Origin of the sequence: Akkermansia sp. UNK.MGS-1, from assembly GCF_000980515.1 — a bacterium.
GTDB classification, from domain to species: Bacteria; Verrucomicrobiota; Verrucomicrobiia; order Verrucomicrobiales; family Akkermansiaceae; genus Akkermansia; species Akkermansia muciniphila.
In genome coordinates, this window is sequence record NZ_LBCB01000009.1 from 49,066 (window position 1) to 73,519 (window position 24,454).

Sequence of the window (24,454 nt, forward strand, 5' to 3'; positions counted from 1 at the left end):
AAGTATATGTGTTATAACATTTTTTAAGAGGATTCTTAAATGACTGGTACGTATTCTTGAAGTTCTATTACGGGCGCTTTACTTTATTCATGATTGTTGTTGTTAACATATTGTGTTTTTTATGATTTTGCGGGAGAATACGCGGGATATTTAAACGCTTTTCCATGTTATATCTCGGGTGAAGCCTTTTTTCGCAATCTGCCTGTTGAACCACGCACGGCGGCTGTTCCCCGCCCGTTTTCCAGACGGTATTTTGAGGTTGCAGGGGACCGCGGAATCGTATAAAATCACTCCAATTTCCCAGCCATTTTATCACGATGACCGATCAGACAGGAACCCCTTCTTCGCCGGAACCTCCCAAATTGCGACGCCGTTTGGTAACGGCAGCCCCTGCGGCCGCACCCAAGGTAAAGTTTGTTTCTCCCGCCGCGGAAGGCGTGGAGGTTGTCAAGCCGCGTTTTCTCACTCCTGAGTTGCAGGCCAAGCTGGCTCAGGAGCAGGAGGAAGCCGCCCGCCGCGCAGCGGAACAGGCGGAGGCGGACAGGATTGCTGCGGAAAAGGCGGCTGCCGAGCAGGAAGCTGCCCGTATTGCTGCCGAAAAGGAGGCGGCGAGAATAGCTGCCGAGCAGGAAGCCGCAAGAATCAAGGCGGAGCAGGAGGCTGCCGAAGCCGCGCGCATTGCCGCAGAAAAGGAGGCCGCCCGTGTAGCTGCCGAAGAGGAAAGAGCACGCCTTGCGGCGGAGCTGGAGAAAAAGGAAGCCGCTTCCGCTCCGCAGCCCGAGCCCTCCGTGGATGCCCAGATTCAGGATGCCCTTGCCAAGGTAGCGGAGGCCCAGAAAGCCCTGGCGGAGGCTCAGGCCGCTGCACTGGCCCAGGCCGCAGGGGTAGCGCCTGCGGCTGTGCAGACCCCGGAACCGTCTGTTCCGGAGCCTGCTCCTGCGGTGGGGGCTCCCAAATTGAAAGTTTTCAAGACGGACGCGGCTCCCGCTGCGGCGGAGAAATCCCCGGCCGCCGCTCCGGAAAGCGCCGTTCCCAAGCTGAAAGTATTAAAATCCCCCGTGGGGGCAGCACCAGCTTCTCCCATGGCTCCCGCTGCGGTTCCCCAGCCTGTGGCTGCCGCGGGAGCTTCCCCTGCCTCTGGCGCTCCTCCGGCGGGCGACGGCGGTATTCAGCCTCCCGCCGGAACGGAATCCGCCCGGGATATGGCCGCTTCCGTGGATAAATCCAAATCCCTGCTGCGGGGTGTCCTTTATGGGGTATGCGCCCTGGTTGTCATCGCTGCCGGCGTAGGGATTTATGCATGGAGCACCAGCAGCAAGAAAGAAAAGGTGGAAGGTGAGAACGCCCGCCTGAATGCGCTGGTCGTGGAAGGCGGGAAACTGGGCCGCAGCCGTCTGTTTGACTCCAAGAATCTCAGCCGTGTTCCGGATGTGAAAGTCGTTCCCGATGCGGAGGATGCCGCTCTGCTGCTCGCCAATGTGAGGGGAGTCAAGGGCAACAGGGAAAACTGGCCCGGCGCCGCCCACCTGGTTTCCATCATGGCCCAGATGGATGACAACATTGCCCGCCAGGTGGTGGAAGACATGAAAAAAAATGTCGGCAGGTACAGTAAGGAAAAATATTCCATGATGGTGACCCTTTTGGCCAAGTCTTCCAGCCCCGCCATGCGCGACATGCTGAAAGACCTGTACGCTTCCATCAGCGAAAGCAAGAATAAGAAGATCCAGGACAAGCAGGCCGTGGTGCTCAAGTACATGCGTTTTGCCATGAAGCTGGACGACCTTGACGACGTGATGAAGATCCTCCAGAAGAAGGATGCTTCCCCGGATTTGATTTCCTCCGCTTTCCGTACGGCGCGCTACCTGATTGACGAAGCTCCTCCAGCCAAGCGCAAGGCGCTTTCCTCCAAACTGCTCCAGTATCAGAAAAACATGCCGGAGGAAAACGTCAAAATGCTCTACAAGCTGCTGGCCCGCACCGGTGATCCCAAGGTGCTGGACATGATGGAAAAGAGCTATAAGGAGGATACCAAAAAGGCGCTTGCCATCATTACCGCCTGGGGGGACTGGAATACGGATGACGCCGTTCCGTACCTGTTCAAGGCCTGGAAAGACGAATCCCTGCATGAACGCGTGCGTTCCCAGGCCCATGATTCGATTCTCCGCGTACTCTCCGTGGACCGTGACCGGGATGACAACGCCACGCTCAAGTTGTTTGACCCCCTTATTGCGGATGCCAAAACCAGCGAACGCCGCCAGTTTCTGGTTTCCGCATTCAAGAGACTCAGCAACCGCCCGTATGTGATTCGCCTGCTGGGCCGCATCAAGCAGACTGCGGAAGACCAGAGAAACGCGGTGGAACCAAAGTTCCAGGCTGCGGAGGAGGCCTTGTTCAAGGCGGAGGACAAGTTCAAGGCCAATCCCGGCGATGCGGCAGCCAAGGCCGATTATGAGGCCAAGGAAAAGATTTATAATGAGTTGTCCAGTCAGAAGACCGGGGAAGACAAGGTGATTGCGGCGGTGGACAAGGCTCTGGAAAAGGTCAGGAAGACGCCTGTTCCCACCAGGAAGGCCGCTTCTGCCGAGGACAGGGATGATGACGACTCTTCCGTGATTAAGACAATTTAAACGGTTTTAACGGCCGTATCCGAAAACCGGAGGGAAAATAATCCCTCCGGTTTTTTATGTGCGGGAGTGACAACCATGATTGGCTGGCCGCTTCTGCGCAGATGAGGCCGAATTGGCCGTTGGCCGGGCGGAAGGGGGTAGCGGACTTACTTCATGTATTTTTTGATTTCCGGCAGCAGTGCGTCCGCCCAGAGACGGTAGCCTTTTTCTGTAAGGTGGACGAGGTCCCCGGTAATTCCCGGCAGGAAAGTGCCGTCCTTGTCCAGGAATGCGGAATTAATGTTGACGACATGGACTCTCGGCATATTTGTTTTGTCCAGCTCCCTGTTGATCATTTCATTTTGGATGCGCAGGGGGTCTTCCGCCGTTTTCCCCCGGGGAAAGATGTGCAGAAGAATAATTTCAGTGGCGGGGTGGAGCCGATGGACCCGGGAAGCTATTTCCCGGATACCCTCCGCCGTTTCCTGCGGGGTCTGCCTGCCTTTGTATTGCCCTGTGTTATTGGTGCCCACCATGATAACGCATACTTGGGGGGAATGAGGCGTTTTAAGGGCAGAATCGTCAATGCGCCACAATACATGTTCCGTCCTGTCGCCTCCTATCCCGAAATTGACAGGAGCATAGGGGGAAAAATATTGGGACCATATTTTTTTGCCGTCGGTTTCCCAGCGGTGGGTGATGGAATCGCCGATAAACAGCAGTTGGCATGGTGTTTCCGCCAGGGTCTGCTTTAACAGGGCGTGCCTCTGGCTCCACCAGTCAGCTTTTGTTTTGGAAATGTGGGCGGCATCGGGTTTTCCTTTTTCCGGCTGTTGGGAGAAAACAGGCAGGGCGAGTCCGCATCCCAGAAGGCAGATGGAGGCGGATATGGCGTTGATAGACGGGAAATGGTTCATGTTGTTTATTCAATACGGAGAATGTTTCTGCCGCCTTTCTTTTGGAGGATAAAAAATCCCGTTGGTATATTGAATGCGTTTTCCTGCCGGTACGGCATGGTACCGAAACATGGCGTGGACCCGGCTGGAACGGCAATTCCGTATTTCCTGGCGTAATGGTACTGCAGCAATGGATGGACAGCTTTGTGTTCAGGAATTGATAAAAAGAGGGAACGGCTAACGTATGTTCACGGACAGAGTCCGTTGAATTATCTGATGAATATTCCTGTTACCTTGATTTTGCTTGCTTTCCACATGGCTGCGGCGGCTTCCGCATCCATCTGTGCTTCCCGGAAAACAGAGTGGGCGGATTGGAATTATTTAACTTCTTACGGTCAATCCCTTTCTGTGGGCTGGACGGCTAAGCCCGTTGTAACGGAAAAGCAGGAGAAAGGGGGCTTGTATATGTTCAGGGGAGGGGTGAGAGCGTATGAGAACGGCAGTGACCGCAAGATGCTGGTTCCTCTGGAGGAAGGAGTGAACGGTCCGCGCGGCGAAACTCCCGTATCCGGGGCTGCCTGTCGTTTGTTCCGCCTGATGCAGCATTATTCTCCCGTTACGGCTTCCCGTATCCGGTTGATTTGTTCTGCGACGGGAGTGGGTGGGGCGAGCCTTGGTTCCCTGGGCAGGGGAACTGGAGCCTACAACCGCATTTTGGATGATTTGAAGGCCGCCAAAATACTGGCTGACCGGGAAGGGAAGACCCTTTCCATGCCTGCGTTTATCTGGACCCAGGGAGAGACGGATCACCAGGACAGAAAGACGAGGGAATGGTACCGGGAAAAAATGGAAAAGCTGATCAGGGACATAAATCATGACGCCAGGGCCGTGACCGGGCAGAAAAACGATGTGGTCTGTTTCGGCTATCAGGTTGGTTCCCATTTGAATTATTATCAGTTTAATCCTACGGATTATCCGGCTATTGCCCTGGAACAGCTGGAGATGGCTTTGGAGAAGGACAGCCGGTATGTGATGACGACCCCGATGTATCATTTCGAGTATAGCGACGGAGTCCATTTGACGGCGCCCATGTCCCGCCTTTATGGGGAGTATGTGGGCTATGTCATGAAGAAAGTCCTGTTGGATGGGGCGGACTGGAAACCCGTGCATCCCCTGACCCATAAAATCAGGAAGTCCGGAAAGGGTTGGACGGTGGAAGTGGCATTTTATGCTCCCTGCCCCCCTTTGGTTCTGGACACGAAGACGGTTGACGATCCTGGCAATTATGGTTTTTCCCTTGTGGGGGCTGAGGGAGAGGATATTGCCATCAAGTCTGTCCGGCTGGTGGGGAAAAATGCGGTACAGCTGTTGACGGAGAAGGACCCGGGGAAAGGGCGTCTACGCTATGGGATGACGATTAATGAACACCGTCCTTCCGGTCCGCGGACGGGGGCGCGGGGCTGTCTGAGGGATTCCCAGGGAGATGAGGTTAAGGCCCATATCCAGGGCAAAGATTACCGAATGGATAATTGGTGCCCCTTTTTTGATTACTCCCTGTCAAAAGGGCATTGATTTTCCGGAAATGGCTGCATGATCTTTTTTGCCGCAGGTTGTCCCCCCCTCTGCAAACGGAAAAGGATACCCGGACGGCTTGAAAAAACAGGAAAGGCTTCAGCGGTGCATACTGATTCCGGATTGTTGCGGAGGGGAGGCTTGCACGGCCATGCATGGTGTTATGCTGCGGCTTTCGTGGCCGGATGATGGCGATGTTGTGATCATTTGACCGTAGAGCAGGAGAACTTGCGGAAGTTCATCGTAAACGCCTCTTTTTTCACGAGGTTCATTTTTTCTTCTTCCGGGGGATATTTCCTGCTTCCGGTTTCTTTATGGCTGGCCTTTACAGAAGGAGCCCTGCCTGGTAGATCAGCGTAGCCGTTGCAAAACCCAGGAGGGTCAATCCGCCGAATTGAGCCAGAGCGAACCACCAGGTGCCCGCTTCCCTCTTGGCGACGGTGACGGTGCCGATGCAGGGCAGGGCGATCAGGCAGAATATCATGATGCTGATGCCCTGGAGTGGGGTGTAGCTGGCTTTAAGACGGGCGTTCAATGTCTGCTGGGCCGCCGGGGCCGAATTTCCGTCTTCCACCGCATAAAGGATACCCATCTGGGTGACGAAAATTTCCTTGGCGGCAAAGGCTCCTACCAGGGCGGAATTGATTTTCCAGTCAAATCCGGCCACTTGCGTGACGGGTTCCATCCAATGGCCTATTTGTCCGGCGTAGGAATGTTCCATGGCCGCTGCGTTTGTCGGCGCCGTGTCTTCTTCCGGCCTGGGGTAGGTGTTCAGAAACCACAGGATGATGGAGGCCCCAAGAATGAAAGTGCCTGCTTTCCGGACGTACATGAAGGCCCGCGACCACATCAGGATGCCCACCTTCCGCAGGGAGGGGAGGCGCAGGCGCTTCATGTGGTGGAGGGAATCCCTCTGGGGCGCCTTGAAAAGCGTGTTTTTCAGAAGCCGGGCGCAGCACAGCGCCAGCAGGACGCCGCTGGCATAAATCCCGAACAGCACGGGGGCCTGCAGGCGGGAAGGAAACAGGGCGGAGACGAACATCATGTAGATCGGCAGGCGGCCCGCACAGCTCATCATGGGCAGCACGGCGATGGTGACCAGGCGGTCGCTGCGCGTTTCAATTCTCCTGGTGGACAGGATGGCGGGAACCGAACAGCCGAATCCCAGCAGGAGGGGGGCAAAGCTGCTGCCGTTCAGCCCCATGATTTTCATGATGCGGCTCATCAGGCGGGAAACCCTCATCATGTATCCGCTGTTTTCCAGGACGGTAATGGCCCCGAAGAGGAGAACCACGTTGGGCAGAAAGGCCAGTACGCCGCCCACGCCTCCTACCACGCCTTCCCCCAGCAGGGATTGCAGGCGGGGCCACGGTTCCAGCATGCGGCTGGCCCAGACGCTGAACAGCTGGGTGCCCGTCTGGATGAGCCTGACCAGAGGATCCCCGATAGCGAAGCTCAGGAAGAAAATAATATAAACGATGCCCAGGAAGATAAGAGAACCCCATATCCTGTGCATCAGGACGGCATCCAGTCTGGCCCTCCACAGGTTATCCTTCGCCTCTGCCTCCCGTTCCATAACGTTTACCGGGACGTAACTTAAAATCTGTTCATTTGACAGGCAAGCCTAAAAGCCCGGTTCCGCGGAAAGGGGCATGGAAACCAGGCATTCCGGCCGTTTTTGGGACGGGGCTGCCGCATGGGCCCCGGATGGGGCCGCAGACTTTGTTTTTTAGCGGCGCAAAGCCGCCAGGCCCTGGATGAAAAGGATGGCCGCAGTACAGCCGAATACCATGGAGGGCAGGCACTGAAGCATGTACAGCGGATCTGTGGAACCGTTTCCGTAGGAGGGGAAAATAAAGGCCAGAATCAACGCTATCAGGGACAGCCCCCATGCCAGCCATGATGTAGCGGGAATCCGGCGGCCGGATGCTGCGGCTGGCAGCTGCGGCAGGTTTTCCTGCCGGATGCCGCGTTCGTCAGTATCGCGTCCGGAGAAAGCCGGCCGCTTTTTCCTGACGGGAGGCAGGGCGGCCTGCGTTTTCATGGCGTTTTCCGGTTTGCGGCCGGATGGCGAAGAGGAGGCTTCCCCGAAGGGAAGCCCCGTTGTAACATGAATCAAAACGCCGCACGCCGGGCAGCGCATGCCGGTTTTGGCGTCCAGTCCGGCCGGGTAGGTGTACCCGTGGCCGCATTGGGAGCATGTGGCGGATTCTCTCATGATCTGGCCCGAATGGATGTTAGTCGTCCAAGGGAAGCAGGTCCTCCTGGTCAGCCTTGGTTTCGGGCCTCTGGCGGATTTCCTCAAGCTTGGCTTTCATCTGTTCACAAATGTCCGGATGCTGGGAGGCTACGTTGTCAAGTTCCTTCGGGTCTTTTTCCAGGTCAAAGAGGCTTCCTCCTTCCGGGGACTTGCTCATTTTTGCGGAGGCTCCGTTGATGCCGTCGCGAATGGCCACGCCGGCGGGAATGAATTTCCATTTGCCGTGGCGAATCGCCAACGCCTTGCCAGTGCTGTTGATGACATGGTAGTCACGCCCTTTGGCGGATTTGCCCAGAAGGGCGGGCAGCACGTTTTCAGAGTCACGGAAGGAATTGGCCTTGCCGGGGGCCAGCAGTTGTTCCAGGGAGGCTCCCAGATCCATCTGGTTGAGCAGGGCTTTGCTCGTGGTTCCGGGGTTGATCACGCCGGGCCATTTGACGATGAACGGAATGCGGGAACCTCCTTCCAGAATGCTGTATTTGCCTGCCCGGAAGGGGCCGGCGGGGGAATGGGTGGCGTTGTCCCGGACGGCGAAATCCCTGTAGCCGTCATCCAGCACGGGGCCGTTGTCGCTGGAGAAGATCACCAGGGCGTCTTTTTCCAGACCGGCCTGTTGCAGAGCCTCTGTAATGCGGCGCACACAGTCATCCAGTTCCACGGTCACGTCACCGCGCACGCCGTGCCGGCTCTTGCCCACAAAGCGTTTTTCCGGGCAGCGCGGCACGTGGATGTCATGCGTGGCGAACATCAGGAAAAACGGTTCCTTGGCTTTGGCGCTCTTTTGAATGTATTCAATGGCCTTATCCGTAATGACATCGGCGTTTTCCTCATCCTTCCACAAGGCGCTTTTGCCGCCCTTCATGAATCCGATGCGTCCGATTCCGTTGATAATGGCCTGGTTGTGTCCGTGGCTCCACATGAGTTTGAGCTGGTCCTTATTGTCCTTGCCATTGGGAAGCCCGGGGAAGTTGTGCCTGTAGGATACTTCAATGGGGTCGTTCGGGTCCAGGTTGCGGACATTGCCGTTTTCCAGAATCACACAGGGAACGCGGTCGCCCGTAGCGGCGAAGATAAAGCTCTCGTCAAATCCGATTTCGTTCGGGCTGGGGGAGATATGTTTGTTCCAGTCAATTTTCTTCCCCTTTTCCCCCAGGCCCAGGTGCCATTTGCCTATCATGTAGGTTTTGTAGCCGTGGGATTGGAGCATCTTGGGCAGGGTGGGCTTCTTGGTATCGATAATGAGGGCGGCGTCTCCCGGCAGGATGCCCGTGCCTTCCTTGCGCCACGGATATTCTCCTGTGAACAGGGCATAGCGGGAAGGGGTGCAGACGGATGTGGTGGAATAGGCGTCCGTGAAGCGGCAGCCCTGCTCGGCAAGCTTGTCGATGGAGGGGGTGGGAATTCCCTTGGCTCCATAGCAGCCTACGTCTCCATAGCCGAGGTCGTCAGCGTAAATCATGACGATGGCCTTGGGGGGCTTGACCGTTGGCGTGACTGCGGCCGGGCAGGCCGCTGCCGCCGCCAGGGCAAGCATCAGGTGTAATGCGGATTTATTCATGTTGTCAGGTGTGTGTGATTATAATTTTCCGGAAAGGGCGGTCGGAAGGATGCCGCTGTTTAAGCGTGGGCCGAACCTTCGGGGGTGTCCGGAGGCTGTTCGCCGGGATGTTCCGGCGGAAGCACGGGTTCCGTCATGGGGCGCATGCTGGCATTCTGCCAGATGTACCGCTTGTAAAGGACCTTGATGGCGGCTGTCAGGGGGACAGCCAGCAGGGCACCGATTAAGCCGCCCAGGATGAGTGTCCAGATCAGCACGGAAAACATGACCGTGAGCGGGTGGAGTTCCACGGAATCCCCCACGATTTTCGGCTGGATGATCCATCCGTCAAATTGGTTGACGGCCAGGAAGATGCTCGAAACAATCAGCACGTGCTGGAAATCCCCCCATGTGAACCAGGCCAGCAACACCGCAGGGATAAATGCGGTGATGATACCCAGGTAGGGAATGATGCCCAGCACGCAGACCGCGGCGCCAATGGTAATGGCGTACGGCAGGCCGATCAGCTTCAGGCAGATGGCAATCAGAATGCCTTCAATGATGCTTACCAGCATTTGGCCGCGGAAGAAGGAAATCAGGTAGCCGTTGATTTCCTCCATGGTGTCCACCACGTCTTTTCTGAATTTGGAGACTTTCAGGGGCAGGATGCTGGGCCATTTCTCTTTGATTTTATCCGCCTCCAGCAGAAAATAAAAAGCGAAAATGGGCGTAATCAGGATGCTGACCATGATTCCTATGGTGCTGTACAGGGCTCGCCCTCCGGAAGTGAGCCAGCTCATCAGCCTGTCCTGGTAAAAGGAGGAATTGATGGTCATGTAGGCTCCCAGCTTTTCCCGGGCGGTCCGGGCGTTTCTCAGGTCATGGATTTCCGCCTCCGTATAATGGCTGGCATTCAGTTCCCGCAGACTGGTTCTGTAAACACTGTCAATGGTGCGGGAAATGAAAGGTATTTCAATGGTGGAGTCAATCAGTTCGGAGGTTTTGTTCCATAGCTCCATCCGGTTGTCGATCAATTCGTCCGTTTGCCTGATCAGGGGAGGAAGAATCGTGGCTCCAAAGCCTACCAGGACAGCCAGAGCCGCAAACATGACCGTGACTACGGCCCAGGGGCGGGAGAATTTGAGACGCACCAGCCAGGAAACGATGGGTTCCAGCAAATACGCCACGACGGCGGCAATCAGGATGGGCAGGAGCACCGGTTCCAGAAACCCCAGAAGTTCCACCACTTCAAAAATGACGAAGGCCGCAATGCCCAGCATCACCAGAATGGAGGCGCCTGTCAGGGCATGCCAGCAGGTTTTTTTCTGGAAAGGGGAGGGAATGGCGAGGGCGGCGGAAGTTTGGGTATTCTGATGTTGTTCGTTGTTCATGCCGGTGTAGAGAGATGGCTGGTTGCTGGCCCGGCTCAGGCAGCGGAGGCCTTGTCCGTTTTCCCGTCAGCTGCGGGAGAGGCTTCATCCGGAGTTTCTCCGGCCGTAGCCGGAGGCTGCTGGCCGTCTGCGGAGGGCTGGGTCTGTTCTTTTTTTTCCTGCTGCCTGACGTGGTTTTCGAATTCCTGTTCCGTAATGGCCTGGGGCGTGGGGTAATAATCCCCGGCAGGGGGCGCGGCCGGAACTTCCCATTGGATGCGCACCAGCCTGTTCCTGCGCTGGACCACCACGCTGGCCTGAGCCCCCCGCTGGGTGGTAACATATTCTACGAGGTCCGGATAGGGATTCTTTCTTCCATTGATGGAAATAAGAACATCTCCCGTTCTGAGGCCGGCGTCCCATGCGGGCGACCACTCTGCCACGTAAGCTTTCATGGGGCCGTTCCCGTTGCTGTCCTGGATAAAGGTGCCTCCCATCAGGTTGAAGGAGGCGGGGGCGGGCATCCGGTGGCTGGTGGAGCTGAAATAAAGGGCGTTCCCCGGGCCGTCCAGCCAGAACTGGCGTGCGGCCAGAGCGCCGTAGCCCAGGATGATGTCGATGTCATCGGGGATGCCCATCACTTCCGGGTTGGCGAAGCTTTCACAGAGCAGGATATTTTTTAATTCCAGTGGACCGAGCTGGAAGGAGCTTACATGCATGCATTCGTGGGCGTAAAAGCCGCCTGCGGCGGGGCTGTAGCCGGAATAGACGCTGACGAACGCATCCGGGTAGGCCTGCTTAATGGCATTCCAGCGTTTTTTGGAGATGTAAACGGCGTGGGGGGCTCCCGTGTCCAGAATGATGCGCCTTCCGTGCTTGTCCGCGATTTGCGGATAGTCGGACCCGGGAATCAGGGAAAGCTTGTTCCAGCTTTTTATTCTGGAGGGAAGTTTATTGAAAAAACGGTGGGAGCGTTTGGGATAGTTGATGTTCCACACATATTTCCGGATGCATTCCCAGCCCAGCAAACCGTCATACGGGGCCTGGTCTGCCATTACTACGTCCTGTTTCCGGGAAATGGGTTCCCCGTCATCCTTCAGGGAAACGGGCACGTTGGCCGTGCGCATGGCGCCCCTGCCGCGCAGGCGTGCGCCGATGGATTCCACTGCCGGGGAGAAAAGCAGGGATGTCTGGACTGCTCCCGTGTCTACGCCCATCATTAATTGCGTTCCGGAGCTCCACGCCAGCGCCACGGGGGTGCCGTCCAGGGGATTGGCCGCGTCAATGGGCGGGGAGCTGCTGTCCTGGATAGGCCGGTGCGATACGCAGGAAACGCACAGCATGGTTGCCAGAAGCATGATGGAGGAACGGAACATAAAGTATTCCGTTCATAACAAACAGACCATAGGCTGGCAAGGTTTCCTTCCTGCTTACAGGGCTTTTTGACGGCATCAGAACGTAAAAACCGCTGCTTGCCGGAGGGTAGCTCATGCAGAAGCATGATATTCAAAATGCGGGCGCGTGCGTTTTTTGAGGCTCTATATCATGGACGGGAATTTTGCCGTCTGCCGCGTCCGGCGTTCCGTTCCAGCGAGGGGGCGGCTGCCTTCATTTTCCCCATGCTGTCCCCAAGGGAGGGCTGAAGCTGGAGCGCTCCCAAAAATCTTGATTTTCACAAGGAGCCGTATAGGGTAGCGGTGAGCCGCTATGACCACCCCTACGTTTGAAGATGCCGTGAGCCGTATCGTACGGAAGGATCCCCGTTTTGCGGAACGGGCATATTCTTTTCTGAAAGATGCGCTGGATTTTACCATGCAGCGCGTTGAAGAAAGGGAAAACGGCTCTCAGAGGCATGTCAGCGGGCAGGAACTGCTGGAAGGGGTCCGGGATTACGCCCTCGCCCAGTTCGGGCCCATGGCTTCCACCGTGATGAAGGAATGGGGGCTTAGGAACGGGAAGAATGTGGGGGAGATGGTTTTTTTACTGATTGAGGAAGACGTTTTTTCCAAACAGCCGGAGGATTCCCTGGATGATTTCAAGGGCTTCATGAGCTTCCGCAAGGCTTTTGAAGAACCTTATGAATTTCAGGACCAGCCCAGTTGAACCGCCCGATACCGCCATGAACAAGGAACCCGATGTACGCTGGCCCGCTGAATGGGAGCCTCAGGATGCTGTCTGGCTGTCCTGGCCCCACCGCAGGGATTTATGGCAAGGGGGGCTGGACGAGTTGCAGCAGACTTATGGGAGCGTGGCCGCTGCCATTGCTCCGCATGCCCTTGTATGCGTGAATGCCGCAGCTCCCCTTCATCCCGGCGTCAGGCAGGCGATGCTGGCCGCCGGAATGAGTGAGGAGCAATTCCGCCTGTTCAACCACCCGACCAACGACGTATGGTGCCGGGACCACGGCCCCGTTTTCGTCCAGGATGTGAAGGACGGTTCTCTGATGCTGGCGGATTGGCAATTTAATGCGTGGGGCGGCAAATTTGCCCCGTGGGACCTGGACAACGGCGTTCCCGCCCTGATTGGGGCGGCGCTGGGGCTTCCCGTGCGCAGTTCTTCCCTGATTCTGGAAGGGGGGGCGATTGAGGGCAATGGGGACGGCTTGCTGGTGACGACGGAGTCCGTGCTGCTGAATCCCAACCGCAATCCGGATTGGAGCCGGGCCATGATTGAGGAGGAATTGAAGCGCATGCTGGGCGTCAGAGCCGTTTTCTGGCTCGGTTCCGGCATTGAAGGGGATGATACGGACGGCCATATTGACGACATGGTGCGTTTTGTGTGCCGGGATGCCGTAGTCTCCATCGTGGAAACGGATTCTTCCTCTCCCCATTACCGCGCTCTGGCGGAGAATAATGAACGCCTTCAGGATTTGAGATGCGTGGACGGTTCCGGGGTGGAGGTGATTCCCCTGCCGATGCCGGATCCCCTCCATGCGGAGGACTGGCGCCTGGATCAGCTCCCTGCCAGTTACGCCAATTTCCTCATTGTTAATGAGGCCGTCATTGTTCCCGTATTCAACCAGCCCCGGAATGACGATCGCGCCCTGGGCATTTTGCGTGAATGTTTCAGCGGAAAACAGGTAATAGGGGTGGATGCCCGCAAGCTGGTGCTGGAAGGCGGCGCCATCCACTGCATCACCCAGCAGCAGCCCCGGCCGGGGAAGGAGGGACTGTGAGCGGAGGGGAAGGAATAACGGTGGATGTGATTCTGCCGATGGAAAAGGCCGGCAGCGAGCGCGTGCGCCGCGCTGCCGTGGCGCGGAAGCTGGGTATTTCCCCCTCCCGTATCAAAGATGTGCGGCTGGTGAAGGAGTCCATTGACTCCCGGCAGAAAAAAATTCTCTTCCAGCTTCGGCTGCTGGTCGGGGTGGATAGCCCGCTGCCGCCGGAACGTCTTCCCTCCCGGGATTATCCGTCCGTCCGTCCCGGCTCCCCCGTGGCGCTGATCGTTGGATTCGGACCGGCCGGGATGTTCGCCGCGCTCCGCTGTTTGGAACTGGGTATGAAGCCTGTGGTTCTGGAACGGGGGAAGGATGTTTCCTCCCGCCGGTTTGACCTGGCTCCCATCCTGCGCCGCGGCACGGTGATGGAGGATTCCAATTACTGTTTTGGAGAGGGAGGGGCAGGCACGTTTTCCGACGGGAAGCTGTTTACGCGCGCGACCAAGAGAGGCCCCGTCCGGGAGGTTTACGAGATTTTTGTAGCCCACGGAGCGCCCAGGGAAATTTTAACGGACGCCCACCCGCATATTGGCTCCAATCTGTTGCCCAATGTCGTCAAAGCCATCAGGGAATCCATCCTTCGCGCGGGCGGGGAAATTCATTTCAATGCCCGTGTGGAGCATCTGCTCCGTTCTGCGGACGGCCGCCGCATACGCGGCGTGGCCTGCGCGGATGGCCGGGAATTTGCGGCGGATTCCGTTTTGCTGGCTACCGGGCACAGTGCCCGGGACGTGTACCGCATGATGCTGGCGGAGGGGCTGGCTCTGGAACAGAAATCCTTTGCCGTGGGTGTGCGCATTGAGCATCCCCAGGCGTTTGTTGATGCGCGCCAGTACCACCTGAATCCGGAGCAGAGGCGCCCGGAGCAGCTTCCGGCAGCCCGTTATTCCGTGACGACCACCATCCAGGACCGCGGCGTCCATTCCTTCTGCATGTGTCCCGGCGGCTTCATCGTGCCCGCCGCCACGGAGAACGATGAGGTAGTGGTCAACGGCATGTCTCTGGCCCGGAGGGATTCTCCATTTGCCAATGCCGGTTTTGTAGTCAGCGTGCATCCGGAAGATACGGAACCGTTTTGCAGGGAACACGGGGTGCTGGCGGGCGTGGCGTACCAGAAAGCGCTGGAGACGGCTTCCTGCCGTGCCGGAGGAGGCATGCAGAAAGCCCCGGCCCAGAAGGTGGAGGATTTTCTGAAAGGGCGCGTTTCTTCTTCCCTGCTGCCTACCAGCTATCATCCCGGCATCGTATCCCATCCCCTTCATGAATTGCTCCCGGAAGGGATTGTCTGGCGCATGCGGGAGGGGCTGCGGCAGTTTGACCGTAAATGGCGGGGATTTGCCGGAGCGGACGCCCAGCTCATTGGCTGTGAGACGCGCACCAGCTCCCCCGTGCGCATTCCAAGGGACCCCGCCACGCTGGAGCATCCCGGTCTGGAGGGCCTGTACCCATGCGGCGAAGGGGCGGGTTACGCCGGCGGCATTGTTTCCGCCGCCCTGGACGGACGCCGTTGTGCGGAGGCCATGGCGCAGCAGGCGACCCGCTAGGTTTTTTCAAGCGTCCGGCCGCCGGAGCGATGCAGCTTTTCTGCGTTTCTGGATGAAGATACGCCCCTGTGAGCCTTGTTATGCCGGAACCGGATGCCATCAAGCCGGGAATGGGGGCAGGCTTGTTTTTTCCGGGAAGGAAAGACAGTCCGCCGTGGCGGCGGCCGTCAATGCTGCGGGATGCGGCGGAAGGGAAGAATATTGTTGACCCTGCGCAAAAGATTCCTGTAACGTGATTTCATGTCAAATCTGTTCCGGTGGGGAATTCTCCCTGCGTTTTTGATGACTTTTTCCGGCATGTCCCAGGATATAGCGGCGCCCTCCATGGCTAATGTGGATTTGGAAATGGAGGATGAAAAGAAAATAGCGGCGTACAGGGAGGCCATGGCCAGGCACTTGCAGCTGGGCATTATTTGGACGTGCATTGTGGAGTTGGAGGAAAAGGATAATCGTGCGGTGCTGGTGGCCACGCTGAAATATATTCAATCTCCCGAATGGGCTGGGATTCTGGATAAATGCCCTTCCGATTACCGCGCCATGCATCTGAAGATGATTAGGGAGTCCGGGAAATTGCTGGAACGGGTGGAAAGAGAGAAGATGACTGCCGATGAAATTCAGAACGCTTACGGAAAGTACGGAGGCCAATACATGAAAATGGGGGGGAGCATTCTGGAAAAATATCGGCTGGAGAATTGTTCCGTACAGTTTTCTTTATTCCTGATGCGGGAAACGGAAGGATTGGATGATAAGGAAAGGTTGAAGGCTCTTTACCGTATCAGGAAGGATATCCTCTCCGGAAAACTGAAGGTTCCCGGAGAGGGCGGAGGGATGGGCGAATCTGGGTTGGAGGAATGACCGGGATGCCGGGCCAATTTCCCGGAACGGTTCCGGAACTCCTGTGTTTCCTTTCTCCCGTTGTTCATTTCCACCCGGGGCCTTCCTTTTTTTGCAGGTTAAGTCTTGCCAGGGCAGGGGGCTTGGGGGCATAATCTGCAAGTTTCACAACCGCACACAGCCATGAAAGTCATCGTCATCTACGGCAGCCCGAATGATAAGCCCTTTATGGAACCGGCCCGCGAGTATTTTGCTCAGGAGAATGTTCCTTATGAAGAAACCGTTCTGTCCGCCCACCGCGACCTTCCGGAGCTGATCAGGTTCCTGGGGGATTTGGAAGCCAGCGGAGAAAAAGCGGTTATCCTGGCTGTGGCCGGCCTGTCTGCCGCCCTTCCCGGCGTGGTGGTGATGAGCTGTTCCCTCCCGGTTATCGGCGTGCCGGTCCCCGGAGGCCCCCTGAACGGTATTGACGCCCTGCTGGCGATTGCCCAGTGTCCCGGCGGCGTGCCCTGCACTACGGTTGGCTTGCATAAGAAGACCCCCGTCAATGCCGCCATGGCCGCCCACCGCATTTTAAAACTGGCGGGGCTGTAACGTGAACTTTTTCCCCCATCCGGCAAATGACTCCTCCTTCACAGGAAATCGTATTGGACGGTCCGGGAATTTCCCGTGCGCTTGAGCGCATGGCCCACGGCATTGTGGCCCGTTTCCCCGGAGAACCTCTCGCCATCGTCGGCCTGCTCAGCCAGGGGGATGTGATTGCCCGGCGTCTGGTGGACAAGGTAAAGGAGCTGGGAGTGGAAGCCCAGTACGGCTCTATTGATATTTCCCTGTACCGGGATGACATCTTCAAGCTGGAAGCCCGGCCTTCCCTCCGTTCCTCCAATTTGCCGTTTTCCACGGATGACATGAGGGTCGTGCTGGTGGACGACGTCCTTTATACGGGGCGCACCATACGTGCGGCCCTGAACGCCCTTTTCGACTACGGCCGTCCGGCCCGTATTGAACTGGCGTGCCTGATTGACCGCGGCGGGCGGGAAGTTCCCATCCAGCCGGATTATACGGGGCACGTGCTGGACCATGCCGGAGCCAAGGTCATCGTAAGCATGAAGGAGGCTGACGGCGAGGACAGCGTGGTCATTCCTTCCCACTGAAAATTTTCCAATCCATTCTCCGTTTCCCATGAATCATCCCCGCAAGGATCTTCTTAATATCTCCTCATTGACTGACGAGGAAATTCACACGCTGCTGGATTCGGCCGGCCCGATGAAGGAGCTTTTTACCAAAAGCGTCAAAAAGGTGCCCGCCCTGAAAGGCAAGTCCGTTCTGACGCTTTTTTATGAACCCAGCACCCGCACCCGTTCCTCTTTTGAGGTAGCGGCGGAACGTCTGTCTGCGGACGTGACCAATTTCACGGTGTCCACCTCTTCCGTGGTGAAAGGGGAATCCGTACAGGACACGATCGCCACGCTCCAGGCCATGAAAGTGGATTATGTAATCGTGCGCCATTACAACAGCGGCTTGCCGAACGTGATTGCGCGCCATACCTGCGCCAGTGTGGTGAACGCCGGGGACGGAGCCCACGCCCATCCCTCTCAGGCGCTGCTGGATTCCTTTACCATCCGGGAGGTGTTTCCGGATGTGAGGGGAAAGCGTGTTCTGATTGTGGGGGACATCCTGCATTCCCGCGTGGCCCGTTCCACCTCCCTGCTGATGAAGAGGCTGGGGATGGAGGTCGCCTTCCTGGGGCCGGGTTCCCTGGTGCCGCGCACCGAACATTCCGGCATTCCCCGTTTTTCCGATTTCAATGAGGCGTTTGCCTGGAAGCCGGACGTAATTTACCTGCTGCGCGTTCAAAAAGAGCGGCAGGACGCCCCTTTCTTCCCCAGCGCCCGGGAGTACAACAAGATTTACGGCGTCACGGAAGAACGCCTGAAGCGCATTTCCGGTGAAGGCCTGTACATCATGCATCCGGGGCCGGTCAACCGCGGCGTGGAAATCTGTGACCTGGCGATGGACTATGAGCGCTGCCTGATCAACCGCCAGGTGGAAAACGGCATCGCCTGCCGCATGTCCATCCTTTACCATCTCACTCCGCAAACCCAGCACTGATTGTTCATGAAAACTTCCGTACTTATTCGCAACGCCCGGCTGACGGACGGTTCCGCCCCGGCGGACCTTCTGGTTTCCGGGGGGGTGATTACAACGAAAGCTCCTGCCGGAACGCTTTTGGAGAGCGCCGCGGAAAAGGCGCTGGATGCTTCCGGGAAACTTGTTCTGCCCGGCCTGTTCGACATCCATGCCCATTTGTGCCAGCCCGGCCGGGAGGACAAGGAACGTGTGGCTACGGCTACCGCCGCCGCCCTGCATGGAGGAGTGACCGGACTGATGGCGATGCCGGATACCGAACCCGTGATGGACAATGCCGCCCAGATTACCACGTTCATGGAAATATGCCGGACGGATGCTCTGGTGGAGGTTATCCCCTCCGGTTGCCTGACCAAGGGGGACGGCGGGGAAGAGCAGGCCTCCTACGACTCCCTGCGCGCCAAGGGCGTCCGTTTCATCACGGACGGGGACCGTGCGCCGGACAACATGCTGCTGCTGTACCGCGCCATGCAGTACGCCAGCAATTTGAACCTTACTTTCGCCCTGCGCGGAGACGTGCCGTCCCTGACGGCCAGGGCGGCCATGCACCCGGGCACTACTTCCTACCGTCTGGGGTTGATGGGCTCCCCCTCCTGTGCGGAGGAAATAGGGCTGGAAACCATCATCCGCCTTTCCGTGGATACGGGCAACTCCCTGCATGTGCAGACCGTCTCTACGGCCGGCAGCGTGGATATCCTGCGCCGCTGCAAGCGGAAAACCGCCGGGTTGAGCGCGGAAGCGGCGCTTCACCATCTCCTGTTCACGCATGAGGACGTGGGCCGGTACGATACCTGCTACAAGACGCTGCCGCCCCTGCGCGACCAGTCGGATGTGGATGCCCTGATTGCCGCCGTGAATGACGGCACCATTGACTGCATTGTTTCCGATCACACGCCCTGCACGCCGTTTTCCAAACTTCAGGATTTCGTTGTCGCCCCGCAGGGCATGATTGCGCTGGATACGTTCCTGCCCGCTATTTACCAGTATCTGGTGGAACCTGGAAAAATGTCCTGGCAGACGGTGGTGCGCGCCTGCAGCGACGCTCCCCGCAGGCTGATGGGGCTGGCCCCCGTCTCCCTGGAAGAAGGGGCTCCGGTCAATCTGGTGGTGTTTGACCCGGAAGGAGAAACGCCCGTCACGGATGAAACGCTCCGCAGCCGCGCCCGCAACACCCCATTCCTGGGCAAGACCTTGAAGGGAAAAGTGGATGCCGTGGTGTTCGGAGAACAGCTCCACCGCTTCTGATGAAAGCGTCACGGAGAAAGGCCGGCAGCTATTAATTATTAACTATCAGTCTCCGCTTGCAGCCCGTCGCCCGCGTCAGCACGTGTTATCCGGACAAATTCGGTGCGCCGCGCCAGAGCGGCCTGGTTCCGGATGCGCGGGCGCGGCTGGTATTTGAGCCGCCGTTCCGTCATCCGGATGCCGTTCGTGGTCTGGAAGGGTTTTCCCATCTGTGGCTGGTCTGGGTGTTCAGTGAAAACGTGGATAAGGGGTGGAGCCCTACGGTCCGGCCTCCGCGGCTGGGGGGCAATGTGCGCATGGGGGTGTTCGCCACGCGTGCGCCGTTCCGTCCCAATCCCATCGGGTTGTCTGCCGTCAGGCTGGAACGGGTGGAATTGCATCCTCTGGACGGCCCGGTATTGCATCTTTCCGGCGTGGATTTGGTGGATGGCACCCCCATTCTGGATATCAAGCCCTATGTTCCTCTGGCGGACTGCATTCCGGAGGCGTCGGAAGGGTTTACGGCTGTCCCCTATGAACGGCTGGATGTGGAAATTCCCGAATCTTTTGGCGGTTCCATGTCTCCGGAAGAGAGGAGTGCGCTGGAAGATACGCTGTCCCTGGATCCCCGTCCCCAGTATCAGGATGATCCGGAACGGGTTTACGGCCTTTCGTTCTCTGGCTGGGAGGTGAAATTCAAGGTAAAGGACAAGCGGCTGCGCGTATTGTCCCTGGAAAGAAGGCGAAGCGGTCCCGGCCTTTTTTGATATGCGGGTCATTCCTTAGGTATTTTTTGGAATCTACATACTTGACTAATCAGGAGCTTAGTTTTTATACCTTATTATCACTGCCACACCTCTATGTACTCATCCGAGTATACAAATCTAGGGTATTTTTCTTTCAATAGAGAAATTGTTTCAGAAAATATTTCATAATAGGATTTCATTTTTTCTTTCGGAAACCAAAAATGAAAATCGGGTGTTGCACATGTATACTTCATCCCTTCTTTATAATGTGCAAATCTATTACGATCATCGTATAATTTTTTCAGTATTGATATTTTATGAGGTGGTATAACTTTCAAATAATTTATTTTATCAATTATATTAAACGATGTGATAAGTTTTTTCACTAATATATTTTGTTCACGACCTATTGTTTTTTCTAATTGCTGCTTAAAAACAGAGTTGGTGAAGGCTTCAATACTAAGCCCCCAAAAAATTATTGCACAAATAGCATTCTTTATTCCCTCAGGACAAATAACTGTTTCAAATTCCGAAATTTCATCACCTTCGCTGATAGGAACTCTTGTGTGTATATGCTCAATGTCATTTAGATATTTGTTATAGGCATCGGCGGCAAGGTCTTGGAAGATTCTTTCTGCGTTAATTCTATATCCTTCTGACATAAGGACATCATACTGTTATATCGCTACATTGTCAAAAATTAGCTCCATCTAACTCTTCGCCTAAGATTTATAAGGACAATTTTCTACTCGCCCTATATGGGTAAGAAAATTGTATACCAAATAAACTATCAAAATAATCTTCAATACGCTGAAAATAAACGCGTACGAACTAATCAAAACACGACAAAATTTCTATATCAACCAAGCAATGATATGGGACAAACTAAGCTCAAATACACTTCCTTATATGAGTTCTTCTTCGAATTTCCTAATGAGGAATCTGCCCGGAAGTATTTTGAGAAGAAGCGTTGGAATGGTCGTGTCCGTTGTCCTCATTGTGGTTCTGACCATATCACCGAATGTAAGGATCACTCTCCAATGCCTTACAGATGTAGGAAATGCAGAAAATTTTTCAGAGTCAGATTTGGTACAATTTTAGAGGAATCCAAATTGCCTCTTCACAAATGGTTGATGTGTATGTACCTGTTGGCAACATCTCGTAAAGGTATTTCCTCCATTCAAGTTTCAAAAGAACTCGGAATTACTCAGAAGAGTGCCTGGTTCCTCTGTCAAAGAATCAGGGAATTTTGGATGAAGGATAAAAAAGAGAAGTTGGATGGTATTGTAGAAGTAGATGAAAACTTCATTGGAGGTAAGGAATCCAACAAACACTTTTCCAAGAAGCTGAACAAGGGAAGAGGTTCAGTAGGTAAATTGATTGTCATCGGGGCCAAACAGAGGAACGGAAAGGTGATCGTCAAACATATCGACGATACTTCCGCTTACAATTTACAAGGATTCATCGGAAGACATGTAGAGAGGAATTCCAATGTGTTTACGGATGAGTTCAAGTCTTACAAGGGACTTGTCGGATTTATCCATGAGTTATCAACCATAAAGGGAAACAATACGTCAATGGTAATGTTCATACCAATTCCATTGAGAGCTTCTGGTCTCTACTGAAGAGAGGTTACTATGGCGTTTACCATTACATGTCCCCTAAGCATTTGAAGAGGTACATTCATGAATTTGCCTATAGGCATAATACCTCCAAGATTGAAGTAATGGAATGTATAGGAGATACGATTACCAAAATGGTTGGTAAGAGAATGATGTATTGTGAATTGGTGAAGTGACTTTTAAAAATAAAGGATAAGTAATTTTATGGAAAAAAGATTACATTATTATAACAAAGAAAGAGATCGATGGATTTCAGAAAATGGATTTTTTGTTACTGATCCAATATTAATTGAAATAGAACAAATGAGTTACAATCCATTATGGAAAATAAAATTCCTATTTTTTATCTCAAAATTATTAAATATAAAAATAATTATAGACAAAAAGGAAAAATGGAGACACAAAAGTATCATTTATGACACTGTAAATGGCAAATATATTAAAAAAGATGATATTAATCTAGACAATTTATCCCCGGTCCATCACTAATATCATTACCTTCGTCCATTCTCATAGAATGAACTACCATATTTGAGGAATCAATTTTTAATAAAATAAATGAATCTTCAAATTCAGAACGATATTTTTCAAAAAAATTTTTCACAGAATCAATTAGATCAGGAATTTCTTCAATACATTGTATTGATATTTCTCCTAAATCTGGTTCATCTTCGTGAATTATATATGTTGAAGTAGAAGAATTATTATCGGTTTCTAGCGGAAATTTTTTAGGAGCATAAGACGCTAATAGATCATCAAATTCTTTTCTCCGTTGTTGATAGGAATTAGAAGAACCATCTCTTGTTGTAATCCTAAATGTTATCAAATATGTGGTCATTTCTTCTGAGAGATAATTTGTTTTATAGCTTCTTTTATAATAGAATCATTCTCTTCTCCACTTTTCCCAAGAAGCCAAACCAATAGAGGAAGTGCAACATTGTTTTCTACAATAAACCATTTGGGATGACCGAACGCGCTTGGATAGCCAATACCATTGTATGCTTCATTCCATCTCATTCCGACACGTGAATTGCTTTCATCGTCGTCCCAATTCCCTATCGCTATAGAAAAATCTTTATTATTGTATAAGACTCTATGATTTGTGAAATCTCTAGGATGTACATTTTCTGGTTCCATTTGCATATAATTGAATAATTTTCTTGAGAAGTCAAGAGTCAACTTGTAGTCTTCTAAGAAATTTGGGGAAAACCAATTCCCAAAAGTTAAGACTCTAGTTCCTTGATCAAATCAAATATATTAATATTGAGCAATTTACAAAGAGATAACACTTCCAAAAAGGTCAAATACCGTTCTCCTGTCTCATATTTGGAAACGAATGACTGAGGAAGATTACACATCTCGGAAAGTTCTACTTGAGACAATCCCATTTTTTTACGCTTCATCCTAAGGAATAAACGCAATTTTTCTTCTTGGACATTGTCCCTCTTTCTGAGCATTTAAGCAGGATAACCTAGAAGCCAAAATAACCCGAATCGGGATATTTTTAGGTTTACAATCAGCTTATATCTCGTACTATGCGGATGAGTTCCCAAATCTGGGAATCCTCAAAACGAGATAGAACTATGAAGACATTATTACTTGGAACAGTCTTGGCATCCCTGGCTTTGCTTACCTCATGCAGCAATTCATCATCCAATGGAGATGGAAGCAATTCAGAAGCTCCATTGACACTGGAAGGAAAAACTCTTACGGGAGGCATGTATGTAGACTATCAAGAAGGTGATGGTTGGGAATTGGAGGCAAAGGATTTTGTTTTCAGTACTGGAACCGTTACGTTTGGCGCAGTCGAATATGATGCCAATGACCATGAGACAACCAGAACAATTACAGGAAGTTATGTTTTTGAAAAAACTGGAACTAATGTAGGAACCCTGCAAATTGAGTCAAATTGGGTAGGGTTTCATCTTAATTTGACGTTTAATGGTAGTAATGTTGCTGCTGAAGGAACGATGAAAGAGAATATGGGAAAGGAATTACCTGCAAAGGGTACATTTGATAAGAGGTAATTTATTTATTACAAATATATTATGAAAAACGCTGACTAGAATACCTAGTCAGCGTTTTTGTCTAAGTTATTCACCTTCAGATGATAAGGGGATGACGAAAATATTTTAAAATAATATGGTTAGTCAAGTATGTAGGTCCCTATTTTTTTTCTTTATCCCTGCGCGGAGCATTGGTTTCCTGTGGCTGGAAGGGGTATGTTTGCCGGGAAACGCCGGATGATGCGGAAAAGAAATGCGAAGGTATTCGGATTATTGATGATTTGTTTTTTCAATTTATTGATAAAGAACGGATTTGATTTATTTTTACTGGTGAGGTCAACGTGTTTTTCCCGCGCTCTGTCATTCTGATTCCGCTTGACTTGCGTCCGGATAAAGAGTACCTATCGGTACATTTTTGAAGCATGCTTCATTGTTTTATGGCCGACCCATTTACGATTTCGTTTTTGATGAAAATGATTACGGACCGCGTGGATATGATGCTTACGCGCGGTTTGACTCTGGAGCGTGTTACGGCCTCCCAGGGCCGGGTGCTGGCTTACCTGATGTCCCGTGACGGAGAAAACGTCTCCCAGAGGGACATAGAGCGGCATTTGGGGGTCTCCCATACCACGGCCAAGGGAATTGTTCAGAGGCTGGAACAGAAGGGCTGGGTAACCACGGCTTTTGACAGTGAAGACGGACGGCTGAAGAATGTGTACCTGACGGATATGAGCCGGGGCGTTCATGAGGCCATTTGCCAGCAGATAGGAGTGATTGAAAATACGCTGCTGGACGGGGTGCCGGAGGAAAGCCGCAGCATGCTGAGGGATTTGCTCCGGCGCATGTACGACAATCTCAAATAATAAAGT

The 24,454-nt window shown here is 53.8% G+C and carries 23 protein-coding genes and 1 pseudogene; 14 read left to right on the forward strand and 10 right to left on the reverse strand.

The annotated features are described in order from the left end of the window. Nucleotides 1-317 precede the first annotated feature (317 nt). Nucleotides 318-2,627: a hypothetical protein gene (locus tag WW58_RS13050; protein ID WP_146023948.1), complete on the forward strand. Its 2,310-nt coding sequence runs from the start codon at nucleotides 318-320 to the stop codon at nucleotides 2,625-2,627. 146 nt (nucleotides 2,628-2,773) lie between these two features. Here the strand turns inward: WW58_RS13050 and WW58_RS05370 are convergent, their stop codons facing one another. After that, nucleotides 2,774-3,523: a GDSL-type esterase/lipase family protein gene (locus WW58_RS05370; protein ID WP_012419184.1), complete on the reverse strand. Its 750-nt coding sequence runs from the start codon at nucleotides 3,521-3,523 to the stop codon at nucleotides 2,774-2,776. 255 nt (nucleotides 3,524-3,778) lie between these two features. Here WW58_RS05370 and WW58_RS05375 point away from each other — a divergent pair, with 255 nt between their 5' ends. Beyond that, nucleotides 3,779-5,074 carry a sialate O-acetylesterase gene (locus WW58_RS05375; protein WP_143247044.1) on the forward strand — a complete coding sequence of 432 codons (1,296 nt, stop codon included), beginning with the start codon at nucleotides 3,779-3,781 and terminating at the stop codon, nucleotides 5,072-5,074. A gap of 325 nt (nucleotides 5,075-5,399) precedes the next feature. Here the strand turns inward: WW58_RS05375 and WW58_RS05380 are convergent, their stop codons facing one another. The 5 genes from WW58_RS05380 to WW58_RS05400 all read right to left on the reverse strand — a co-directional run bounded on the left by WW58_RS05380 (nucleotide 5,400) and on the right by WW58_RS05400 (nucleotide 11,617). Continuing rightward, the gene (locus WW58_RS05380) at nucleotides 5,400-6,650 is read right to left on the reverse strand and encodes a ferrous iron transporter B (protein WP_102758779.1); all 1,251 of its coding nucleotides are present in this window, start codon (nucleotides 6,648-6,650) and stop codon (nucleotides 5,400-5,402) included. Between the two features lie 153 nt (nucleotides 6,651-6,803). Next, nucleotides 6,804-7,292, reverse strand: coding sequence for a hypothetical protein (locus WW58_RS05385; RefSeq protein WP_046435972.1), 489 nt, complete (start codon nucleotides 7,290-7,292; stop codon nucleotides 6,804-6,806). 19 nt (nucleotides 7,293-7,311) lie between these two features. Continuing rightward, entirely contained in the window at nucleotides 7,312-8,892 is a 1,581-nt protein-coding gene (locus tag WW58_RS05390) for a sulfatase family protein (protein ID WP_046435974.1), read from the reverse strand. A gap of 59 nt (nucleotides 8,893-8,951) precedes the next feature. Beyond that, the gene (locus WW58_RS05395) at nucleotides 8,952-10,262 is read right to left on the reverse strand and encodes an AI-2E family transporter (RefSeq protein ID WP_046435976.1); all 1,311 of its coding nucleotides are present in this window, start codon (nucleotides 10,260-10,262) and stop codon (nucleotides 8,952-8,954) included. A 35-nt stretch (nucleotides 10,263-10,297) separates the two neighbouring features. Further along, nucleotides 10,298-11,617 carry a PDZ domain-containing protein gene (locus WW58_RS05400; RefSeq protein WP_022198663.1) on the reverse strand — a complete coding sequence of 440 codons (1,320 nt, stop codon included), beginning with the start codon at nucleotides 11,615-11,617 and terminating at the stop codon, nucleotides 10,298-10,300. A gap of 331 nt (nucleotides 11,618-11,948) precedes the next feature. Here WW58_RS05400 and WW58_RS05405 point away from each other — a divergent pair, with 331 nt between their 5' ends. The 9 genes from WW58_RS05405 to tsaA all read left to right on the forward strand — a co-directional run bounded on the left by WW58_RS05405 (nucleotide 11,949) and on the right by tsaA (nucleotide 19,978). Beyond that, nucleotides 11,949-12,344 carry a Minf_1886 family protein gene (locus WW58_RS05405; RefSeq protein ID WP_046435979.1) on the forward strand — a complete coding sequence of 132 codons (396 nt, stop codon included), beginning with the start codon at nucleotides 11,949-11,951 and terminating at the stop codon, nucleotides 12,342-12,344. Between the two features lie 16 nt (nucleotides 12,345-12,360). Then, a complete protein-coding gene (locus WW58_RS05410; protein ID WP_046436151.1) occupies nucleotides 12,361-13,416 on the forward strand; it encodes an agmatine deiminase family protein in 1,056 nt (351 codons plus the stop codon). Nucleotides 13,417-13,454: 38 nt separating this feature from the next. Continuing rightward, the gene (locus WW58_RS05415; protein ID WP_046436153.1) at nucleotides 13,455-15,005 is read left to right on the forward strand and encodes an NAD(P)/FAD-dependent oxidoreductase; all 1,551 of its coding nucleotides are present in this window, start codon (nucleotides 13,455-13,457) and stop codon (nucleotides 15,003-15,005) included. 240 nt (nucleotides 15,006-15,245) lie between these two features. Next, nucleotides 15,246-15,860, forward strand: a complete 615-nt coding sequence (locus tag WW58_RS05420) for a hypothetical protein (RefSeq protein WP_046435981.1) — start codon at nucleotides 15,246-15,248, stop codon at nucleotides 15,858-15,860. Nucleotides 15,861-16,022: 162 nt separating this feature from the next. Further along, nucleotides 16,023-16,433, forward strand: coding sequence for an AIR carboxylase family protein (locus WW58_RS05425; RefSeq protein WP_012419174.1), 411 nt, complete (start codon nucleotides 16,023-16,025; stop codon nucleotides 16,431-16,433). Nucleotides 16,434-16,459: 26 nt separating this feature from the next. Further along, nucleotides 16,460-16,993, forward strand: coding sequence for a bifunctional pyr operon transcriptional regulator/uracil phosphoribosyltransferase PyrR (gene pyrR, locus WW58_RS05430; protein ID WP_012419173.1), 534 nt, complete (start codon nucleotides 16,460-16,462; stop codon nucleotides 16,991-16,993). Between the two features lie 28 nt (nucleotides 16,994-17,021). Beyond that, a complete protein-coding gene (locus WW58_RS05435) occupies nucleotides 17,022-17,951 on the forward strand; it encodes an aspartate carbamoyltransferase catalytic subunit (protein WP_012419172.1) in 930 nt (309 codons plus the stop codon). A gap of 6 nt (nucleotides 17,952-17,957) precedes the next feature. Further along, nucleotides 17,958-19,232 (forward strand): dihydroorotase, encoded by a 1,275-nt coding sequence (locus tag WW58_RS05440; RefSeq protein WP_046436155.1) that lies wholly within the window; start codon nucleotides 17,958-17,960, stop codon nucleotides 19,230-19,232. A gap of 56 nt (nucleotides 19,233-19,288) precedes the next feature. Then, nucleotides 19,289-19,978, forward strand: coding sequence for a tRNA (N6-threonylcarbamoyladenosine(37)-N6)-methyltransferase TrmO (gene tsaA, locus WW58_RS05445; RefSeq protein WP_102758780.1), 690 nt, complete (start codon nucleotides 19,289-19,291; stop codon nucleotides 19,976-19,978). 77 nt (nucleotides 19,979-20,055) lie between these two features. Here tsaA and WW58_RS05450 read toward each other — a convergent pair whose 3' ends face one another. Then, complete coding sequence (locus WW58_RS05450; RefSeq protein WP_046435985.1) at nucleotides 20,056-20,619, reverse strand: hypothetical protein; 564 nt, start codon at nucleotides 20,617-20,619, stop codon at nucleotides 20,056-20,058. 213 nt (nucleotides 20,620-20,832) lie between these two features. Between WW58_RS05450 and WW58_RS05455 the strand changes: the two are divergent. Further along, a pseudogene (locus WW58_RS05455) lies at nucleotides 20,833-21,755 on the forward strand (IS1595 family transposase). A 278-nt stretch (nucleotides 21,756-22,033) separates the two neighbouring features. Here the strand turns inward: WW58_RS05455 and WW58_RS13055 are convergent. The 3 genes from WW58_RS13055 to WW58_RS13770 form a co-directional block, all read right to left on the reverse strand. After that, the gene (locus tag WW58_RS13055) at nucleotides 22,034-22,417 is read right to left on the reverse strand and encodes a hypothetical protein (RefSeq protein ID WP_128153385.1); all 384 of its coding nucleotides are present in this window, start codon (nucleotides 22,415-22,417) and stop codon (nucleotides 22,034-22,036) included. After that, a complete protein-coding gene (locus WW58_RS05465) occupies nucleotides 22,414-22,722 on the reverse strand; it encodes a hypothetical protein (protein WP_046435989.1) in 309 nt (102 codons plus the stop codon). Before WW58_RS05465 ends, WW58_RS13055 begins: the two co-directional genes overlap by 4 nt. Before the next feature lie 80 nt (nucleotides 22,723-22,802). Then, on the reverse strand, nucleotides 22,803-23,036 hold the full coding sequence (locus WW58_RS13770) for a helix-turn-helix domain-containing protein (protein WP_046435991.1): 234 nt from the start codon (nucleotides 23,034-23,036) through the stop codon (nucleotides 22,803-22,805). A gap of 126 nt (nucleotides 23,037-23,162) precedes the next feature. Here WW58_RS13770 and WW58_RS05475 point away from each other — a divergent pair, with 126 nt between their 5' ends. Both WW58_RS05475 and WW58_RS05480 read left to right on the forward strand, forming a co-directional pair. Beyond that, nucleotides 23,163-23,606: a hypothetical protein gene (locus WW58_RS05475; protein WP_128153384.1), complete on the forward strand. Its 444-nt coding sequence runs from the start codon at nucleotides 23,163-23,165 to the stop codon at nucleotides 23,604-23,606. 446 nt (nucleotides 23,607-24,052) lie between these two features. Further along, nucleotides 24,053-24,448 (forward strand): MarR family winged helix-turn-helix transcriptional regulator, encoded by a 396-nt coding sequence (locus WW58_RS05480; RefSeq protein ID WP_022198657.1) that lies wholly within the window; start codon nucleotides 24,053-24,055, stop codon nucleotides 24,446-24,448. Nucleotides 24,449-24,454 lie beyond the last annotated feature (6 nt).

Bases quoted from the DNA above. Each gene is read 5' to 3' on its own strand.
- WW58_RS13050 (WP_146023948.1), top strand. From the start codon at position 318: ATGACCGATCAGACAGGAACCCCTTCTTCGCCGGAACCTCCCAAATTG.
- WW58_RS05370 (WP_012419184.1), bottom strand. From the start codon at position 3,523: ATGAACCATTTCCCGTCTATCAACGCCATATCCGCCTCCATCTGCCTT.
- WW58_RS05375 (WP_143247044.1), top strand. From the start codon at position 3,779: ATGAATATTCCTGTTACCTTGATTTTGCTTGCTTTCCACATGGCTGCG.
- WW58_RS05380 (WP_102758779.1), bottom strand. From the start codon at position 6,650: ATGGAACGGGAGGCAGAGGCGAAGGATAACCTGTGGAGGGCCAGACTG.
- WW58_RS05385 (WP_046435972.1), bottom strand. From the start codon at position 7,292: ATGAGAGAATCCGCCACATGCTCCCAATGCGGCCACGGGTACACCTAC.
- WW58_RS05390 (WP_046435974.1), bottom strand. From the start codon at position 8,892: ATGAATAAATCCGCATTACACCTGATGCTTGCCCTGGCGGCGGCAGCG.
- WW58_RS05395 (WP_046435976.1), bottom strand. From the start codon at position 10,262: ATGAACAACGAACAACATCAGAATACCCAAACTTCCGCCGCCCTCGCC.
- WW58_RS05400 (WP_022198663.1), bottom strand. From the start codon at position 11,617: ATGTTCCGTTCCTCCATCATGCTTCTGGCAACCATGCTGTGCGTTTCC.
- WW58_RS05405 (WP_046435979.1), top strand. From the start codon at position 11,949: ATGACCACCCCTACGTTTGAAGATGCCGTGAGCCGTATCGTACGGAAG.
- WW58_RS05410 (WP_046436151.1), top strand. From the start codon at position 12,361: ATGAACAAGGAACCCGATGTACGCTGGCCCGCTGAATGGGAGCCTCAG.
- WW58_RS05415 (WP_046436153.1), top strand. From the start codon at position 13,455: ATGGAAAAGGCCGGCAGCGAGCGCGTGCGCCGCGCTGCCGTGGCGCGG.
- WW58_RS05420 (WP_046435981.1), top strand. From the start codon at position 15,246: ATGTCAAATCTGTTCCGGTGGGGAATTCTCCCTGCGTTTTTGATGACT.
- WW58_RS05425 (WP_012419174.1), top strand. From the start codon at position 16,023: ATGAAAGTCATCGTCATCTACGGCAGCCCGAATGATAAGCCCTTTATG.
- pyrR (WP_012419173.1), top strand. From the start codon at position 16,460: ATGACTCCTCCTTCACAGGAAATCGTATTGGACGGTCCGGGAATTTCC.
- WW58_RS05435 (WP_012419172.1), top strand. From the start codon at position 17,022: ATGAATCATCCCCGCAAGGATCTTCTTAATATCTCCTCATTGACTGAC.
- WW58_RS05440 (WP_046436155.1), top strand. From the start codon at position 17,958: ATGAAAACTTCCGTACTTATTCGCAACGCCCGGCTGACGGACGGTTCC.
- WW58_RS05450 (WP_046435985.1), bottom strand. From the start codon at position 20,619: ATGTCAGAAGGATATAGAATTAACGCAGAAAGAATCTTCCAAGACCTT.
- WW58_RS13055 (WP_128153385.1), bottom strand. From the start codon at position 22,417: ATGACCACATATTTGATAACATTTAGGATTACAACAAGAGATGGTTCT.
- WW58_RS05465 (WP_046435989.1), bottom strand. From the start codon at position 22,722: ATGCAAATGGAACCAGAAAATGTACATCCTAGAGATTTCACAAATCAT.
- WW58_RS13770 (WP_046435991.1), bottom strand. From the start codon at position 23,036: ATGCTCAGAAAGAGGGACAATGTCCAAGAAGAAAAATTGCGTTTATTC.
- WW58_RS05475 (WP_128153384.1), top strand. From the start codon at position 23,163: ATGAAGACATTATTACTTGGAACAGTCTTGGCATCCCTGGCTTTGCTT.
- WW58_RS05480 (WP_022198657.1), top strand. From the start codon at position 24,053: ATGAAAATGATTACGGACCGCGTGGATATGATGCTTACGCGCGGTTTG.